The following is a 17,432-nucleotide window of genomic DNA, read 5'->3' as shown; positions in this document are numbered from 1 at the left end:
GGACACTCCCTTATGAATTTGTTGTTTTTACTTCTTCAGCTACTTTTTGATCGTCTTTCTTTGCATCTTCTGGATTCGTTTCTCCAATTGGTTTATCAGACACTCTTTCCACGAAACGAAGAGACACTACTTTATTATCAATAACGAGCTGTACTTCGTTATTTTCTGCAAGGCGAACTGTTTCTACTTGACCAGTTACTTTGTTCCCTTCACCGTCAATACCTCTTACATACTTTCCTAAAAACTTCATTCCACCATCAAGCGCTGTCGAATGCATCGTCGTTCTTAAAGAGTCAACTGCTTTTGTCATATTTTGTACTTGTTCCATAAGAGATAACTGCGCTGTTTGGTTCATCATTTGATTCATATCCATCGCATTGAATGGATCTTGATGTTGGAAACTCGATAAAAACAATTTTAGGAAATCATCTTTTCCCATTACCCCAGGAGTTTTTTGCTCTCCTGCTGAAACTCCATTTGTTTGTTGAACTGGCGATTGTACACCGTTAACAGGTACATTACTTTTTTGCGCTCCTGCTTGTAACGGAATATGATTTGTACTCGTTGTATTTAATCCAACTGTTGGCACGCTTTATTCCTCCAATAATCCCGCAAATTCTTTTGATTGTTGTTTCTCATGTTTCGTATTTGCTAATTTTTGTTTTTGCCTTTGCTCTTGCTCTCGCTGTTCTTTACGATGTTCATCTTTTTCTGAATAACTAATTTGAATATTAATTTCTTTTTCTTTTAACTTTAGCTTCAATTCGTCAAAAATCATTTCAACACGTTTTTTCGCATCGTGTTTTTCCATTTCTACATGGACATCAATTTGATCTCCATGCTTTTTCATAAATACCGTTAATGTACCAAGTTTCTCTGGATTTAGCTGGAATAAAACACGTTCTTGTTTCACTACAAATTTTTGCAGAGCTTCTACTTGTGCTTCCATCTTCTTGCCTAAGTCAGGTAATGTAACCTTCTCAGCTCCACTATTTTGTTTTCCTATTTGGTCAGTACCCGTTGCTTTATTTAATAACTCCGCTCCGGCCGAACTTGAGTCATTTAACTGATCGACTTTTGGTAACTCTACCTTCACATCATCGCTCTCTGCTTTCGGGAGTTCTACTTCCTTAGACTCCTCTTGTTTCTTTGCAATATTACAAGTTTCTGATTCTACGACTTTTAATACTTGCAACGTCTGCTCTGGCATTGTCATCTTGTCTAACGCCATTTGCATTGTATCTTCTAAACATATGGCATTCTTAATGTTCATGTTTGAAAGCAATTCTTGTAATTGCTGTAATTCAGCTGCAGGTAATTCGTTCAGTTTAATATTTCCGTATTCTTTATATAATTCTTGTATTTTTTGTATGTATTGATATAACAATTCTGGCTGCACACGTAATTGCTCAATTGCAATCATTTGCTCAGATACAGCTAGTAATAATTGTTCTGTCTCTTTTTTTTCTTCTTTCTTTACACTCGGTTCGTCTTTCGTTACCGTTTTTTTTGCGAGAAGATATTCTTTCTTCTCTTCTTCTGGTGCTTCTTCTCGTTTCGGTTTCTCCGTTTTCGGCTGTTTTTTATTTTCAATTCTCATTGTATTATCAAATGAAGAATTTTCATTTTTCGATTGTATTTCTAGCCCTTTTTCTTTTTGCGGAGGTAAACTCTGTTGCACCGGTAATACAAATTGTATCACTACATCCACCTCATCCGTTCATACACATTTTTAAATCAAGAAGCATTTTTTCTTCTAACTTTTCTTTTACTTTCGCAAGCTTCTTACAATCTTCTTGATACATTTCATCAATGACACGTTCTTTTTCTTTTATTTTCTCTAAAAGGCTTTCATTTTTTTGAATAAAACCTTCTGTTTTTTTAATTTTTCGATTCCATTCTTCTATTCTTTCAGGTGAAAATGTATGTGAAGACAGCATACCAGCCATAATACGTTGCCCAGTTTGTACGACTTTACTACGTGATTTCACAACATACAGATCATATTCTTTTTTTTGTTCTATTTTTCTTTTTTCAGCTGTTAGTTCGTACACTTCTTTCAAGATTTGTTCTTTCTCTTGATTAATCTGCAATTTTATCGTGTCGTACTGCTGCTTATCCACCCGTTTTCATAGCCCCTTCCTATTATAACGTTCCCTTTTTCTATTATATAGTTTTTTTACAAAAAAATCTGTGAAATATTAAAAACAAAAAAATAAGACCTCAAAGGGCGAGATCTTATACAATATGGTGCATCGCTTGGACAACATCTTCAAAATGAAAACTATCCGTTCGACCTTGTTTTAAAAACATATTTATAGCTTCTACTTTATTTTTACATTCAAAAATATAAGCATTTTCTTCATTTTCTTGAATTGTTCCTAGTTTAAAATACAATTCATTTTCTTTATAAATAGATAAAATTTTTCTCATTTCATTTGCAAGTTGCCAATGATTCGGCGATACGATTTCTTCCATAATCCTACTTACCGAATCTAGTACAGAAATGGCAGGGTAATGACTAAGAGTTGCGAGCTCACGTTTTAATACAATATGTCCATCTAAAATACCACGAGCCAAATCTGGTACAGGACCATTTAAATCGTCACCATCAACTAGCACTGTATAAATACCTGTTATTGCCCCTTTTTGTGTTTTTCCGGATCGCTCTAATAACTTTTTCATATAACTTTCCATTAAGAGTGTTTTACCACCGATTGGTAATTCTTTGACTGCAATGTCAACACTTCGGCGAGCGTCGGCAAAACGAGTAACTGAATCCATCATAAGTAATACATTATTTCCTTGATCACGGAAAAATTCAGCAATAGACGTTGCAAGCTTTGCCGCACGAAGTTGCATAAGGTGACTTTCATCTGACGTCGCTACAACAACGACGCTTTTTTTCATACCTTCTTCACCTAATTCTTTTCGAATAAAGTCTTTTACTTCCCGGCCACGCTCACCTACTAAACTAATAACGTTAATATCAGCTTTTGCATTTTTCGCAATCATTCCAAGTAATGTAGATTTCCCAACACCCGATCCAGCGAAAATACCAATCTTTTGACCGATTCCAATCGTTAACATAGAATCAATCGATTTAATTCCCGTTTCAAATACATCTGTAATTTCTTCACGCTCAAATGCATGAATCGGCGGTGCATCTAATTTTATTTTTTGCACTGGAATATTTTCAGCCTCTTCGTTTAATACTTTGCCATTTGCACTTAACACTTTGCCAAGCAAATGATTACCACGGGGCACAACGACATCTTCTACAATTAATGTAACTGAATCTCCGTAACACACTTTTTCTGTCTGTTCAAATGGGAGTAACATATTATTTTCTTTTTCAATTGCAATAACTTCACATAAGACGCTATGTTCTCCAACGAGACAAACATCTCCAATCTTCGCTTTCGGACCTTTCGCTACAAAAAACTGCTCTTGTACACTATGAACTTTGCCAACTTTCGTATAAAACGGCGTTTCAATAAACGTATTCCATTTATTATGTTCGTTCATGAGCTTGTTGTTCATACGTTTTGCTCCTCAAACAACTTTTCTTCTTCCCATTTATGACGAAGTTTCGCAAATATAGGTGCAAATTTAAATTCAAAGAACTCTTTCTCTTCTTCCAAAACAAATTCGCCAAACTGTAAAGAAAAATCATACTTCCATTCTACTAATTGTAGTAACCAATACTCTTTCGTATTTTCTTTCTCTTCTTGTATACGCTCAAATGTTTCTGGATGAACCGTTATAATTAACTTTTCAAATGAAGTAGGCAATGTTTGGACGATACCTGTTAATATTGGCAGAACATCTAATAATCGTGAATCTACCGCTTGATTCACAATTTTTTCTGCTAATTGAAAAGATTGATTCCATAATAACTCAGTCCATTCGTATGCCGTTTCTTGTTGCTCCTTTTGAAACAGTATACGCGCTGCTTCCACCTGCTCCATTTGTTCATGAATATGCATTTGAAACTCTTCTTTAGCCTGCAACAACTGCTGATGCTCTCGTTCTAACGTTTGCTGATGCTGCCTTAGCTGATTCATTTCCATATGTAATGCATCTTGCTGCGCAAGAAGTTCTGCATGATCTACTTGTATTTTTCCTTCAGCGTGAACTGGTATTGGTTTTGGAAACTGTAATTCATACGTTTCTTCAGAAAAAGAAACAGAATTCTTCGGAATTCTGTTTTTAAATAAGGACATCATCTTCACCTCTTTGAATGATAATTCTTCCTTCTTTCTCTAGCTTTTTCACTGTACCTGTAATCGTTTGCTGCGCTTTTTCAGCATCCGTCATCTTAAGCGGTCCTAAGCCATCTAACTCTTCTAGAATCATCTCTTTACGGTTTGAAGACATACATGTAAATAATTTCTCTTTAATTTCTTCTTTTGCAATTTTAATTGCTTTTGCAATAACACCGTTATCTGTAATTTCCTCTAATACGCGGCGAAGCGCAAGATCTTCAAGACCGAGTAAGTCTTCAAAGACAAACATATTTTCTTTAATTTTCTCAGATAACTCATAATCGACTTCATCGAGCTTTTGAAAGACTGTTTTTTCAACGCCTCGTGAAACGTTATTTAAAATGTTCACAATCGTTTTTAAACCATCTGTTTTATTAATAGCACTAAATGCCATATTATTTAATTTTGCTTTTAACAACTCACCAATTTGATTAATTAATTCACCGTCTACTTGCTCTAGCTTCGCAATGCCCATTACCGTTTCTACACGTTTATGATCTGGTAATCTCTCAATTAATTGAGAAGCAAGTTGTGGCTTAATATAAGAAGCAATAATTGCTATCGTTTGTGGCGATTCATCATTAAGCACTGTAAGAAGTGGTTCTAAATCTGTAAGTGAATTTAAGAATTCAAATGGATTATCTTTGTTGTACCAAAGGTCTTCCAATAATTTTTCCAATTCGTCTTCTGGCATATTTTTAAATATACGACGAATGTATTCTTTATCTGGAGTCACTAAATTCAATTCTTTTACATTTAGTTCATACAGAAACTCCCCTAGTACATTTTCTAACGTTTCTGGTTTATATATACGAAACTTCGCAATTTCACGAAGTAACACTTCTTTTTCCTCAGCCGTCATATATTCAATGACTTTTGCTGCCACCTCTTCGTCTAATGTACGAATGAGGATGGCAGCTTTTTCTTTGGAGGAGATTTCATCTAACATTGTTTTTCCTCCCTTACTATCCGTTTAGCCATTTTTTAATAACTTTTGCAGTACCTTCTACATGCTCTCTCGTAGCTTCCTGCACTTGGTCATCTAATGTAGGTTCTGTCGGTTCTACTGGTTCTTGTCTTGGCTCTGGTACTATTTTCTCTTCAGGAATTTCCATAATGCTTTCACTACTAGCAGCAACTTCCTCTTCTGCTAAGTATTCATCATATTCCTCTTCTTCTTTCTTTTTCTTACGTCTTGCTAAGAAGAACCATAATAGGCCACCAAGCGCTAACAATCCACCTGTAATTCCACCGAATAACCACCAGTTAATGCCGATTTTTTCTGGTTCTTTCTCTTTCTCTACTTTCGGTTGATCAAACTGAACAGTTACAACGTTAACTTGACCATTTATAAAGTTTCCGTTCGGATCAGCTTGAAGTCCAGCTGCTGTACCAATTGCTTCTTTAAACGTTGTCATATCAATTCTTCGTTTTACTAACGTATCATTATCTACCCATACAACAACATTTGTTTTCGTTAATTCTGGATGTTTCTTAATCGTTTCAACTGTTTTATCTATTTCATAGTTTTCAATTTTGTTACCATTTTTATTATCGTAGACGATTTTACCATTTTGATTATTGTTCGTACCGTAGTTTGGCACTTCACCATTCGCTGTAATACCAGCACTTGGCTTCGCATCCGCTCCTTCTTGCGCAGTAGAGCTTTCCTCTTGCTCTTGTTTACTGCGAAGTACACCTTTATCACCATATTTTTCTGACTGGCGTGTAACTTCATCATAATTTACAGACACTTTCGTATTCACTTTATATTCATTTGGCTTAAACATCGTCATTAACGTCGCATCAATATCTTGCTTTAATTTACCTTCAATTTGTTGTTGCATCTCAACTTCTTTTTCATAAGAAGAGGAACTAGTAGATTGCGCTGCATCTGCTCCTTTTGAGATAACACCTTTTTTGCTATCAATAACACTTACTTCTTCTGCTTTCACACCTGGAACGGCTGCACTAATCATTTGCTGTATACCCGCAACTTGATCAGCTGTTAATAGTTGTCCACGTTTCACACCAATAGTAATTGCTGCTGTTCCCTTTGCCTTTTCTTCATCAAAAATGGTTTCTTTTTCAGGTAATGTAATTTGCACATTTGCCGTTTCAATTGTCGCAAAGTTTCGTACAATATCTTGCTCCAATTGCTTTTTCGTACCGACAATCTGCTTCATTTTCTTATCTTGCTCACTTGAACCGAGCGAGCTTTCTAATAAAATTTCCTCACCGCTTTTTGAATTAAACGGTAAGCCCATTCCATTCATTTCTTTTCGAACCCATGGAGCATCGTTCTTTTGCACTCGAATCGAACCATCGGCTGCTAATTGGTAATCAACACCTAGCTTCGATAATTCTGCTGTAATCTCTTGCTTATCTGTATCGTTTAAATTTTGATATACAACAACATATTTATCTGGCAAGGTGAAGTATAAAAGTGCTCCTGTTACAATCGCTAAGAGCGCAGCACCAATTACTAACTTATGCCACGTTTTCAACGATTGGAAAACATTTTTTATCTTTTCCATTTAAACACACCCGTCCATTTTCCTAAATTTGCATATTAATTAGTGACTTATAATTCTCAATAAGATTATCTCGTACAAGAGCAGCCGTTTTCATTTGTGATTCAGCTTTCTTCTGCTGAATTAAAACGTCATGTGTTTCTCCTACCCCTTTTGTCAATAAATCATATACCGCAGTTTGTGCATTATTTTGTGTTTGATTCATATCTTCCAATAAATCAATAAACTTTTTACCTTCAACTACAGATGTTTGTGAAGTTTTCGGTGCACCAATTGGTTGAATCGCTTCAAATGGCTGGGTATTTAACATTGGTTGGATTTTCATATTTCCCCTCTTCCCTCTTATCCTCGGCCGATTTCTAAATCTTTATCGAGCATTTTTTTGTTCGCATTTAATACACTTGTATTTGCTTCATACATTTTTTGAGCAACCATTACATTCGTCATCTCAGCTGTCACATCGATGTTCGGATAACGTACATATCCTTCTTCATTTGCATGTGGATGCGTTGGATCATATACTAGATTTTCGTTTCGGTCTGTTTCAATACTTTTTATTTTCACTCCGTTAGCAGGAGCTCCCTCTAGCATATTTGCAAAATTATTATTTGATTCTAGCACCACACTTCGGCGGTGATACGGCTCTGCGTCTGGCGCTCCCGTCGTATTCGCATTTACGATATTGTTAGAAGTAACTTCCATCCATTTTCTCGCTGTAGTTAGTCCTGAGCCACTTGCATTAATTGCTTGGAACATCGTTGTCTCTCCTTCTACTCTTAACGTCCACGCGCTGCTTGGTTAATTGCGTATTGCGTATTAATCGCATTAATTGAGATACCATATAATTGGTTTGTTTTCATTAAATCTAGCATTTCTGTCGTTACATCCACACTATTTCCATCTTTATTCGTTTGCATTGATTTCGTTTGAATCTTTGCATATGTATTTTTCGCATTTGCTGTCGGTAAGTGCATTTCATTCGTTTGATATAAGTCTGAATTACTCTTTAAATCCGCAGCATTTTTTTTGAATAGTGGATTATTCATATTCATTTGTTCAGCAAATGTTACATCTTGTGCTTTAAACCCCGGTGTATTCGCATTTGCAATATTACTAGAAACAGTATTTCGCTTCGTTACTAAATAATTCATATAATGACTAACATCACTAACTAAGTCCGGCATATTCCACACCCTTCTTTTTTCCATCATGCTCGCTTACGGCATGATCATCCACTGATGGAAGTTTCACTTTATTATTCATTTCCTTATATGTATTTATTTATTAAAATATTATCTATTACATACCCTTTCATATTTTATTCCATTTTCCCATTGTTGTCTTTAGAAAAATACAAAAATATATAAAAGAATATAAAAAACTGCATTCACTTAGTAATCTATATAACATTTCGATATAAGAACAATAAAATAAAGTTCATTTTTTTATTTTTTAGATTATTTCTGTTCTTTCATTACAGTCATAAAGTGAAACCTCAATCAGCGGAACGCTTTTATTCAAACAACGGAATGGATTCCCCTTATAATAAGGAGAAATCCGTTTCCATACTTTACAATTAATATTTACCGTAAAACGAATTAGCTTTCATTCGTCCATCATTTGTCATAATCATTTCTTCCAAAATCTTTTGCTTATCTCGAATATGTTGAGCTGCCTTTATTATTAATGGACTCACTTCCGCTGCAACATCTGCTCGCGTCTTTTCATCCAAAGTCATCATCCAGCGATTTAACATAGCACTTTTCTCAGCAAATTCTTCATCTGACACTTGCAATTCACCGATTTCATTAAAACAGCCGACAAACGCTCGATAAATATCATTGTTCATTTTCAAGTGCTCCGCGGTAACCGTCTATTAAATCTTGTAACACTTGCACAATCGCATCCATGTCTTTTGCTTCACGTGTTACTTTCATCGTCTGAATTTGAATGCTAATCCAATCGTATAAACCGAATAGGCTATCATATAAATCTTTAGTAATCTCAGGATTTAATTGAAGCTTTAACTCTTCAAAAATACGTTCTAATTTTTCAAGAAGTGCATCTCCTTCTTGTAGTTTAAAAGTATTTAAAAGCTCTTCTAAATTACGAAACTCAACGATACATCTTTCATAAATAAAAATTGTATTTTTAATTGGATTACTCGTCATAATATCATTTTGCATATAACGTTGCCATGCTTGCATACGATCACTTCCTCAACTTTCATTAATCATCACTTTTTTGTTTTGTCATTGCTTTAATTGTTTTTAGTTGGCTATCTAGCGCCGCTAATGTACTTTCTAGCTTTTGATACTTCTTCACAATCTCATCTTGTTTTTGCAGATTTTGTGTTTCAATATCTTTAATCTTTTTATCTAAATCACTTACACGTGAATCGATGTTTTTTACACGCTCTCCGACTACACCTTTATCACCAAATAGTTTATCAAGTGGTTCTTCCATCATCTTCCCTAAACCGTTAGAACCAAAGAAAAATTGCTTCGCTGCATCCGGCTTGTCTTTTAACGCTTGTGTTAATTTTTCATCATTAACTTCCATCGTCCCGTCTTGCTTTAATTGAATTCCAAATGAAAACAAATAATTACCGTCTTGAGAAAATGTTACGATGTTATTCATCGCTTGACGTACACTTTGCATAATGGCTTGACCTTGGAAGGCTCCACCTTTTCCAGCAAAAATATCTATTGTAGAAACAGCTTTATTATAATCAGCTACCATTTTTTTAATAATATTTGATGCGTCTGTTACATTTGAATCACTTACTGTAAACTTCAGATCAATACCTTTTACTTTTGAATCTGTTGTTGTACCTGCATCTGGTTTTTCTTCACCTGGTTTTTCGTCTACTTTTGGCTCCGTTACTTTTAACAATTCAATTTTCACGCCAGGAAGAGCTTCAATTGTATTCGTAGGACTTTTGTCCTCGATACCGTTAATACTATATATAGCATTTTTCGCTTCATTAATAGTATTTAATTTCATTTCCGTCTTAGTTTCACTGTCTTGATTTGTGCCTGTCCCTTTAATTTTCACCTCTGAATAAAATAGTTCAGTAAGTACGTTAGGTGGTGTACTTGCTAATTTAATAGCGTTTGCCTCTCCTTCTTTCGTAGAGGACATAAAAATTTTATTACCAAGTGTATATGCTGATACCCCATAATCCCCATCATTAATTTTATTAATTAAATCTTTATATGTCATATCAGTTGTTACTTTTAGTTCTTTATCGCCTAGTTTTATTGTTTCATTTCTTGGAAGCTTCTCATTTATATTATCAATAGAATTAGAAGCTATTTGATGACGCTGTGCGAGCTGTGTAATCGTCATATTAAAAGTTCCTGCAATCGCTCCACCATCAGCTTTTACATTAATATAACCATCTTGTGTTGTTGTAACTTTTTTCTCATTCCCTTTAAAAGCCGCTAAGTTTTTAAATGTTTGTGTGAAAGAACTAAATTCTGATTTTAAACTTGTGTATAATAGTTTATCTTGTGAAAGTTGGTTCTTTTCATTAGCATACGGTGTTTTTCTCATATCTAACGCTTGCATTTCTAATTCTACAAAGTTAGATGTATCGATCATATTATTTCCGAGGTTCCAGATCTGTTGTCTACCGCCAATACCTGTTAATGTTCCTGCCATGTTGTCTCACTCCTTATTGTTTACATGTAGTCCAAAATACTCGTTTTACTCATCGTACTAACCGCTTTAAGCGTCGCTTCATACGTTGCATTGATATATGCTAGGTCAGAAATTGCTACCGCCAAATCGACATCTTCAATTTCTTTACGGTTTTCTTGAAGTGCTAAATTTTGCTCGCTTAAAATCGTTTTAAAAGTCTCCATTGTATTCATAGTTGAACCAACTTCAGTTGTACGGTTAATGATGCTATCTAAGTTTTTCTTATTTTCTCCTAATAGTGGTTGCAAAGCTTTTTGATCACCGTTATTCAGCGCTTCACTCATCTGTTTTAACGTTTTTATAACCGGTGATAATAGTTCTTCTCCGTTACGAAATGCTTTTAATTCATAGCCATCATTTAGTTGCCAGTTTACATCATTTTTTCCACCTTGATACGTACCATCTTCTGTGAATGGAACTTGCTCAGCACTATCACCACCGAAAATATAACGGCCTTGCTCTTTCGTATTCGCTAAATATACAACTTGTTTTAAAATTTGATCAATCTCTGCACCGATTGCCTTCAATTCTTTTTCGCTATTCGTTCCATTTAACGCTTGCACTGTTAATTGATCCGCTCTTGTTAAAGATTTAAAAACACCTTGTAAAGTATTTTCAGTTTGTGTTAATACATTTTTCGAATCCGCTAAATCTTTTTGCATTTGTTCAATATTTGCTAAAGAATGCTGAATCGCAAATGATTTGCTTGCCGCAAGTGGATCTTCACTCATAAGAAGGTTTTTCTTCCCTGAAGTTACTTGATTTCGGTGGTATTGCTGCTGCACATTCAAGTCCATCATCTGATTCTTTGCCCAGTTTGCATTTTGAAATGTAGATACTCTCATCCATCATCTTCTCCTTTATCTATATTTGACTTGGCGCGGGGAAGCAACCACAACTGTACGGCTATTTTCTTCCCTACCATCCAATCATTTCATATCTCTGATCTTACACGGCTTGGTCCACTAAAAGGCTCTATCCGCTTCCACCCTATGCAGGACCCTCTCTCTACACATAAAAAAAGGGGCTTCGTTTCTACCTCGCGTTATCTAATAATCGAAAACAGACTGTCAAATACTTCATTCATCGTTGTAATGGCCTTAGAGTTTGCCACGAAGTATTTCTGAAAGGCCATTAAATTAACCATTTCCTCTTCCATATTGACGCCTTCTATACTCATCTTTTCTTGCTGAATACCTTCTAATAAGTCTTTATGAATATTTTGATAAGCATTCACTGCACTTTTATCAGAAGCTACACCAACTATAAATTGGTCTAACGCTTGTTTATAAGAAAGACCTTCTTTATAATCTCCATCTGTAATTCCTGCCAGTTTATTTGCTGTTTCAGCAGAAATTTTCATTTTTGAAACATCTTTTGCGAATTCAGGATTTAACTGAATATCTTTCGCATGATCTCCAACGAAGAAATCTTTTCCCATCACTGTATTCACTTTATTTTTCACAGAACTCATTAAGTCTTCAATATTTTTCTTATAACTAGCAATCTTCCCTTTCGTATCTATTGCTGATTGAATGGCTCCACCTGTTAAAGGAATATCCGATCCATAAATCGCAACAGTCATCGGTTCGTTCCCCTTATTTAATTGAAGTGGATATGTGTCTTGTCCATTTACTGTTAAAACGCCATTCATTCTAACACTTGTGATATTAGGATTCATAGATTCATAAGACACTTCTATATTGGCATATTTAGACATCTCTGTAATAATGCGATCACGTTCATCTAATAGTTGATTAGGTACTTGTGTCCCTGCTTGTCCAATTTTTTTATTCGCTTCTGCTAAACTAGCACCAAGACGATTAAATTCATTGACATGCGCTTCAATATCTTCTGTCGTCTGTACTTCCGCTGTATCTAAGTTTTTCGCAAGACGATTTATTTGACTTGTGAACTTTCCAGTTTCAGCAACTAATGTATCGTAGTAGTTCGATTGTTCCGGATTTTTTGCAACTTCACGAAAAGCATTAAAAAAACCATCCATTAAACTAGATAATGAATTCTTTCCTGTAGTTCCTACCATAGACTCTACTCGTGATAAAGTAGAATTCATATATGCGTAGTAAGAGAACTGTGACAACTGATCATTAAATTGCTTCGTTTTCACTTCATCAGTAATTCGGTCAACACCTAATGTTTGTACACCTGAACCAATTCTCTGTTCTGGCGTATGACCGTTACTTGCTCCTACAGACCCTAAATTCACGGCTTGACGTACATAGCCAGGTGTATGAATGTTAGATAAGTTTTGTTTCGTCGTTTGTAATCCCATTTGGGCCGCTAGCATACCAGATAGCGGTGTATTATAATCAGATAACCTCATAATGCTTCACTTCTCCTTTACAATAGTTCATTCATAAAGATTTGCGAATTATTGTTTTTCTCCAAATTGTATTCAGAAACGGAATCTACAATACTCTCTGTAGTTTTTAATAGTACGTTTAAGTAATATTGATTTTTCAAAAGAATCATTTTTACATTTTCTTCTAATTTATTTAAACTTTTTTGTAATTCTTCCATTTTTTCAATTTCTTCCGGTGAAAAATACGAAAATAGCGAACGCATACGCAATGGTTCGACTTTCTTTTCTTCACAAAACTGAACAACCATCTCCTCAAAAGAGCGAGATAATCCTTTTACACCTTCTATGTACTGTAATTGTTCCACTTGCAGCTTTTGAACTGCATTTACATTTTTATGTTTTAAATTCTCATATATTTGTTCTCCAAGCGTTTGAATATTTTCATATGCTTTTTGAATGATAACAAGCTTTTCATATAATTGTATGTACATATAGCTTCCTTCCCTTTTACAAGACTAAATTTACAATTAAACCATGAATTTCTCCAATTTGATTTAACATTTCTAAATGCCCTGTTTTCGTATTAATTAAATTCATAACATCTTCCATTTCATTTAATCCCACTTCAGCTTGTTTTACAATTGTCATTTTCTGCGAATATCCATAACGCGGATGACGAGACATAACGTCTTTATATTGCAGTAAGTTATCAACGTAAAAATTCAAAAATGATTTCACAGTATTTTTGTATTCCATAACATTATCAAGCGTTAACTCTAATTCAATTTTCTCTTTAATTTCCCCAATGTTATCAACTAGCGCTTCCATTTGTTCTAACAATTTATCTTTTTTCGGATCTGCATGCAAATTATCCGAAAATGCAAGTCCTGTCCTGACATTTGCTTCTTTCGGCATTTGAGTAGCAGGCGGTATATGCGATAAAATTGGATTATGCGAGATAGAACGTAGCATATATATCACCTATTTATTTTTTTATTTCTTTCAAAACTTAATCGTAAAATCCAGTTATTTATAATTATACTCTGAACACTCATATTTTGCAGTTATTTTTTATAGAAGATATGTTACAATTTAGCATGAGGTGGCACAAATCTATGAATATTTTTCTTTGTGGTTCAAATCAATTAACAGCATTAGATCAAGAAGAAATAAAAAAATTTTTAATTGACTATGCTCACAAACATAAAATTTACATATTATGCTATAAAGCTATTGAAAATGAAGTTCTTCGTTTTTTCATTGAAAACGAAAGACTCGCTCAAAATTTATGCCTTTATACGCTACAACCGTTACATGTATTAACAGACGAATTTCAAGAAGTCGTTGATTATTTAAAAAAACACGGGGCTGAATATATTGCTTTTGATCATCCTTCCGACTCCATTTATCGATCAGATTATATGTTTTTTGTAAAGCAAATTGTCGAAGATACTGATTTAGTTCTCTGTTTTTATAATGGGGATAAACATACGTCTGTCATTCCTATTGACATTGCAAAAGAAGCAGGAGTTGACGCCGTTATTTATGATTTACCAGGCTTACATGAAAAGCAGATGAAAAAAAGCTTTGAACAAAAAATTCGTATGATGTAAAGGGGGAGGCACAATATCGTTATTGTGCCTATTGTAAATATGAAAACTGAACAAGATTATGATCATTTTATTACGAGTTTTAAACAGCTATTTAATATGGATATCGCTTCCTATAAGCAAGATAGAATGCGCAGAAGAATCGATGCTTTCATTTCAAGAAAAGGTTTTGACAATTATACAAACTTTTTAAACAGTTTACGCACCGATCAAACATTATTTTTAAGTTTTATTGACTACATTACGATTAACGTTTCAGAGTTTTTCAGAAATAAAGAACGCTGGCAAACGTTAGAGACAAAAGCTCTACCAAAGCTACTTGAACAAAATAACGGTAAATTAAAAATTTGGAGTGCTGCTTGCGCTGCCGGTGAAGAACCATATACACTTTCTTTAATCTTATCGAAGCATCTAGCTCCATTTCGTTATGATATTCAAGCAACAGATCTTGATTTTCATGTTTTAGAAACTGCGAAGCGTGGTCAATATACAGAACGCTCTTTGAAAGAATTACCTAATGATTTAAAACAACGTCATTTTACAAAAGAAGATGATACATATATATTGCATCAAAATATTAAACAGCAAGTTACATTCAAACAACATGATTTATTAATGCAGACATTTGATACGAACTACGATTTAATCATTTGTCGAAATGTAATGATTTACTTTACAGAAGAAGCAAGAATAAAGCTCTATGAAAAATTTAGTCGTTCTTTACGAAAAGGCGGCGTACTATTCGTTGGTAGCACAGAACAAATTTTAACACCCGAACGCTACAACCTTCAGCGTTTTGATACATTCTTCTACGAAAAAATATAGAAAAAGGTCGTCATAATTGAAATGACGACCTTTTTTTATTATATAATACGAATCAATATAATACCTATAACCCATATAAAGAGAAATAGAGCTGTAACAGACCATTTATGCTCTTGAATCGTATGTTTCAACGCATGCGATAATTGAGCCATATTCATTTCTGCAAGTGCTCTCCACACACTTGCATCACGTTCTTTAGAAATACGATCCGTACCACTAATTAAAATTGTTTCGTTAGACAATTTTGTCATGTAAGCTGTAATAACTGTGATCATTAAATTCGTATTTCCTTCTGATGTATCTTGTTCCACTCTAGAAATGAGCGCACTTACATCAAGTAACGGAATATGCACTTTTCTTCCAAACGAAAGCTGCACTTCAGCAAAATCATACGTTCCGTCTAATAACGGAACTCCCTTTATATGCGCTTGTTTAATAAGCCCCTGCAAACTTCTAACAATTTGTTCATATATTTTTTCCGATTGCTTTCCTTCCTCGGACAACATATGTAGCTTTGAAAACAACTGCAACACTGTATCCATTTCCTTAGAAAGCATTTCTTTTACAATCTTTCCATCACCTAAACTCGCAAGTAAAATCCCTATTTCATTATTTTTCGAAATGATTTGGGACTGCCCCGTAAACACAAGATTACTCCGTTTTCGTTCTTTCTGGATTTCATGTTCTAAAATAGCTGCAGGCTGTTTTAATGGGTGTAGCGTCTTATTTTCAATTGTCGTACGTTTAATTTCCACTTAAGCGCCTCCACTACTATCAAATTATTAGCCCCACTCTTTATTACTCTTTAAAACTAAAAACAGTACAAATAATCCTGACATAATAGCAAACACATTAGAGGCTTGTACTCCCTGTTCACTTTTTTCTTCTTTCTTCTCTTGTTGTTCTTCTATTTTTTCTTTCTTTTTAGAAACAACTTGATCATCATTTTTACTTTTTTTCTCTTTAGGAGCCTTCACATTATTTACTTCCTTATTGTCTGTCGATGGCTCTTTTATAACGTAGTTGATTTCCTCTTTCTCTTTCAACGGCTCTTTTACAAAATAGTTTACTTTCTCGTCTTGCTTTGGGATTTGAACAACTGGAAGTTTTTCTTCCGGAAGCGGAGTCTCCATTTTCGAATCTTTCTGCTTCTCAGCTTCTTTCTTATCTTCTAGTTTATTTTGATTCCCATGTTCTTCTATCTTTTCATCATCTTTCACTTTTTGTTCGATAATAGAAATGATATATTCACTCTCTGTCACAAGCTTGTTACCTGCCGCATCTGTTACTTCCACAATAAGTTGGTGCGGACCAACAGGTAACGTTTCTGTTATTTCAATTTGTTTCTGCCAATCCAGGTCGTGTTTATTATAATCTAATAAAAAAGTAATATCGTTATCTTCTTCTTTTCCTTTTAATATAACTCGCACTTCATTAACAACTGATTCTATATCTACCGCTTTTACTCGTATATAAACAAATTCTCCCTTTTTCCGTTCAATAAAGTTCTCTTTCGCCTCATCAATAGTAACCTTCTCTAACTTCGGCAATTCTTTATCTATAGTGGGTATTTTGTTATTAATTCGAATGAGCGGAATATTTAATTCATTCTCTACTACTTCTTCCTTCTCATCTTCTTTATAGCTTTCAACGAGCTGAAGGTTCCAATCACCTTGCAAATCATATATTCCGACTGTGTAATTAGCGACCCATCGTTTCGTTTCTTCTTCAAACTCGAAAGATAATACTCTTTCCTGTCTGTACTGCTCACCATTTTTTTGTAATTGCAATACACCTTTTACACTTTGAGTATTTTTTTCATTTGGCTCTACAGCAATTCGCAATTCTTCGCCAACCTGTAATTCCTGCTTATTAACTGTAATAATTCCTCGGTCTGTTTCTATCTTTCTTTCTTCTCGTTGTTCTTTCTCCTGCTCATTCTCTACTACTTTTTTTTCATCTTCAACCGGGGGTATTTCCGTTCGTTCCGACTGTTCCCGATCTTTTATATTTTGCTCTTTTTGCTCTTCTTGCTCATTCACTTCACTTACATTTTGCTCTTGTACACTTATTTCTTCCGCTTGCCCCTGCAACGGGAAGAAAGTACATATATGTAAAAATAGCAAACTCACTAGAAAAAACTTTACGTTTTTCATCTATTTGTTCA

General features: G+C 34.5%; 21 protein-coding genes. 2 read left to right on the top strand and 19 right to left on the bottom strand.

The genetic code is table 11. The features are described from left to right. Positions 1–10: 10 nt before the first annotated feature. From EXW56_RS08350 to EXW56_RS08270, 17 genes are all read right to left on the bottom strand, one after another. Positions 11–589 carry a flagellar hook assembly protein FlgD gene (locus EXW56_RS08350; RefSeq protein WP_002201044.1) on the bottom strand — a complete coding sequence of 193 codons (579 nt, stop codon included), beginning with the start codon at positions 587–589 and terminating at the stop codon, positions 11–13. Between the two features lie 3 nt (positions 590–592). After that, entirely contained in the window at positions 593–1,702 is a 1,110-nt protein-coding gene (locus EXW56_RS08345; protein ID WP_215597357.1) for a flagellar hook-length control protein FliK, read from the bottom strand. A 10-nt stretch (positions 1,703–1,712) separates the two neighbouring features. Beyond that, on the bottom strand, positions 1,713–2,123 hold the full coding sequence (locus EXW56_RS08340; protein ID WP_002201046.1) for a hypothetical protein: 411 nt from the start codon (positions 2,121–2,123) through the stop codon (positions 1,713–1,715). A 115-nt stretch (positions 2,124–2,238) separates the two neighbouring features. Continuing rightward, the gene (locus EXW56_RS08335) at positions 2,239–3,543 is read right to left on the bottom strand and encodes a flagellar protein export ATPase FliI (RefSeq protein WP_002201047.1); all 1,305 of its coding nucleotides are present in this window, start codon (positions 3,541–3,543) and stop codon (positions 2,239–2,241) included. Beyond that, positions 3,540–4,226: a FliH/SctL family protein gene (locus EXW56_RS08330; protein ID WP_033714185.1), complete on the bottom strand. Its 687-nt coding sequence runs from the start codon at positions 4,224–4,226 to the stop codon at positions 3,540–3,542. The genes EXW56_RS08335 and EXW56_RS08330 overlap by 4 nt, the downstream gene beginning before the upstream one ends. Beyond that, a complete protein-coding gene (gene fliG, locus EXW56_RS08325; protein WP_002201049.1) occupies positions 4,213–5,217 on the bottom strand; it encodes a flagellar motor switch protein FliG in 1,005 nt (334 codons plus the stop codon). Before fliG ends, EXW56_RS08330 begins: the two co-directional genes overlap by 14 nt. Positions 5,218–5,233: 16 nt before the next feature. Further along, positions 5,234–6,805: a flagellar basal-body MS-ring/collar protein FliF gene (gene fliF / locus EXW56_RS08320; RefSeq protein ID WP_215597356.1), complete on the bottom strand. Its 1,572-nt coding sequence runs from the start codon at positions 6,803–6,805 to the stop codon at positions 5,234–5,236. Positions 6,806–6,827: 22 nt separating this feature from the next. Beyond that, positions 6,828–7,127, bottom strand: a complete 300-nt coding sequence (fliE, locus tag EXW56_RS08315; RefSeq protein ID WP_002201051.1) for a flagellar hook-basal body complex protein FliE — start codon at positions 7,125–7,127, stop codon at positions 6,828–6,830. Between the two features lie 17 nt (positions 7,128–7,144). After that, positions 7,145–7,558, bottom strand: a complete 414-nt coding sequence (gene flgC / locus EXW56_RS08310; protein WP_002201052.1) for a flagellar basal body rod protein FlgC — start codon at positions 7,556–7,558, stop codon at positions 7,145–7,147. A 20-nt stretch (positions 7,559–7,578) separates the two neighbouring features. Continuing rightward, complete coding sequence (gene flgB, locus EXW56_RS08305) at positions 7,579–7,986, bottom strand: flagellar basal body rod protein FlgB (RefSeq protein ID WP_002201053.1); 408 nt, start codon at positions 7,984–7,986, stop codon at positions 7,579–7,581. 392 nt (positions 7,987–8,378) lie between these two features. After that, positions 8,379–8,651, bottom strand: a complete 273-nt coding sequence (locus EXW56_RS08300) for a hypothetical protein (protein WP_002201054.1) — start codon at positions 8,649–8,651, stop codon at positions 8,379–8,381. Further along, positions 8,641–9,009: a flagellar export chaperone FliS gene (gene fliS / locus EXW56_RS08295; RefSeq protein ID WP_002012050.1), complete on the bottom strand. Its 369-nt coding sequence runs from the start codon at positions 9,007–9,009 to the stop codon at positions 8,641–8,643. The genes EXW56_RS08300 and fliS overlap by 11 nt, the downstream gene beginning before the upstream one ends. Before the next feature lie 22 nt (positions 9,010–9,031). Further along, positions 9,032–10,468, bottom strand: a complete 1,437-nt coding sequence (locus tag EXW56_RS08290; protein WP_215597355.1) for a flagellar hook-associated protein 2 — start codon at positions 10,466–10,468, stop codon at positions 9,032–9,034. A gap of 20 nt (positions 10,469–10,488) precedes the next feature. Next, positions 10,489–11,352 carry a flagellar hook-associated protein 3 gene (locus EXW56_RS08285; protein WP_002149158.1) on the bottom strand — a complete coding sequence of 288 codons (864 nt, stop codon included), beginning with the start codon at positions 11,350–11,352 and terminating at the stop codon, positions 10,489–10,491. Between the two features lie 200 nt (positions 11,353–11,552). Next, the gene (gene flgK / locus EXW56_RS08280) at positions 11,553–12,851 is read right to left on the bottom strand and encodes a flagellar hook-associated protein FlgK (protein WP_002202551.1); all 1,299 of its coding nucleotides are present in this window, start codon (positions 12,849–12,851) and stop codon (positions 11,553–11,555) included. Positions 12,852–12,868: 17 nt separating this feature from the next. Next, positions 12,869–13,321, bottom strand: coding sequence for a hypothetical protein (locus tag EXW56_RS08275; protein WP_002201058.1), 453 nt, complete (start codon positions 13,319–13,321; stop codon positions 12,869–12,871). A gap of 16 nt (positions 13,322–13,337) precedes the next feature. Continuing rightward, positions 13,338–13,802: a YaaR family protein gene (locus tag EXW56_RS08270; protein WP_002149161.1), complete on the bottom strand. Its 465-nt coding sequence runs from the start codon at positions 13,800–13,802 to the stop codon at positions 13,338–13,340. A 143-nt stretch (positions 13,803–13,945) separates the two neighbouring features. Between EXW56_RS08270 and EXW56_RS08265 the strand changes: the two genes are divergently transcribed. Then, a complete protein-coding gene (locus tag EXW56_RS08265; RefSeq protein ID WP_002201059.1) occupies positions 13,946–14,443 on the top strand; it encodes a flagellar motor switch protein FliG in 498 nt (165 codons plus the stop codon). Positions 14,444–14,482: 39 nt separating this feature from the next. Beyond that, the gene (locus EXW56_RS08260; RefSeq protein WP_070139045.1) at positions 14,483–15,265 is read left to right on the top strand and encodes a CheR family methyltransferase; all 783 of its coding nucleotides are present in this window, start codon (positions 14,483–14,485) and stop codon (positions 15,263–15,265) included. 38 nt (positions 15,266–15,303) lie between these two features. Here EXW56_RS08260 and EXW56_RS08255 read toward each other — a convergent pair whose 3' ends face one another. Continuing rightward, a complete protein-coding gene (locus EXW56_RS08255; protein WP_215597354.1) occupies positions 15,304–16,020 on the bottom strand; it encodes a hypothetical protein in 717 nt (238 codons plus the stop codon). Between the two features lie 27 nt (positions 16,021–16,047). Next, entirely contained in the window at positions 16,048–17,421 is a 1,374-nt protein-coding gene (locus EXW56_RS08250) for a transglycosylase (protein ID WP_215597353.1), read from the bottom strand. Between the last annotated feature and the right edge of the window lie 11 nt (positions 17,422–17,432).

The organism is Bacillus mycoides, from assembly GCF_018742245.1.
Classification (GTDB): domain Bacteria; phylum Bacillota; class Bacilli; order Bacillales; family Bacillaceae_G; genus Bacillus_A; species Bacillus_A cereus_U.
Note: the sequence above shows the minus strand (reverse complement) of the source record. Positions and strands in the feature narration are given on the sequence as shown.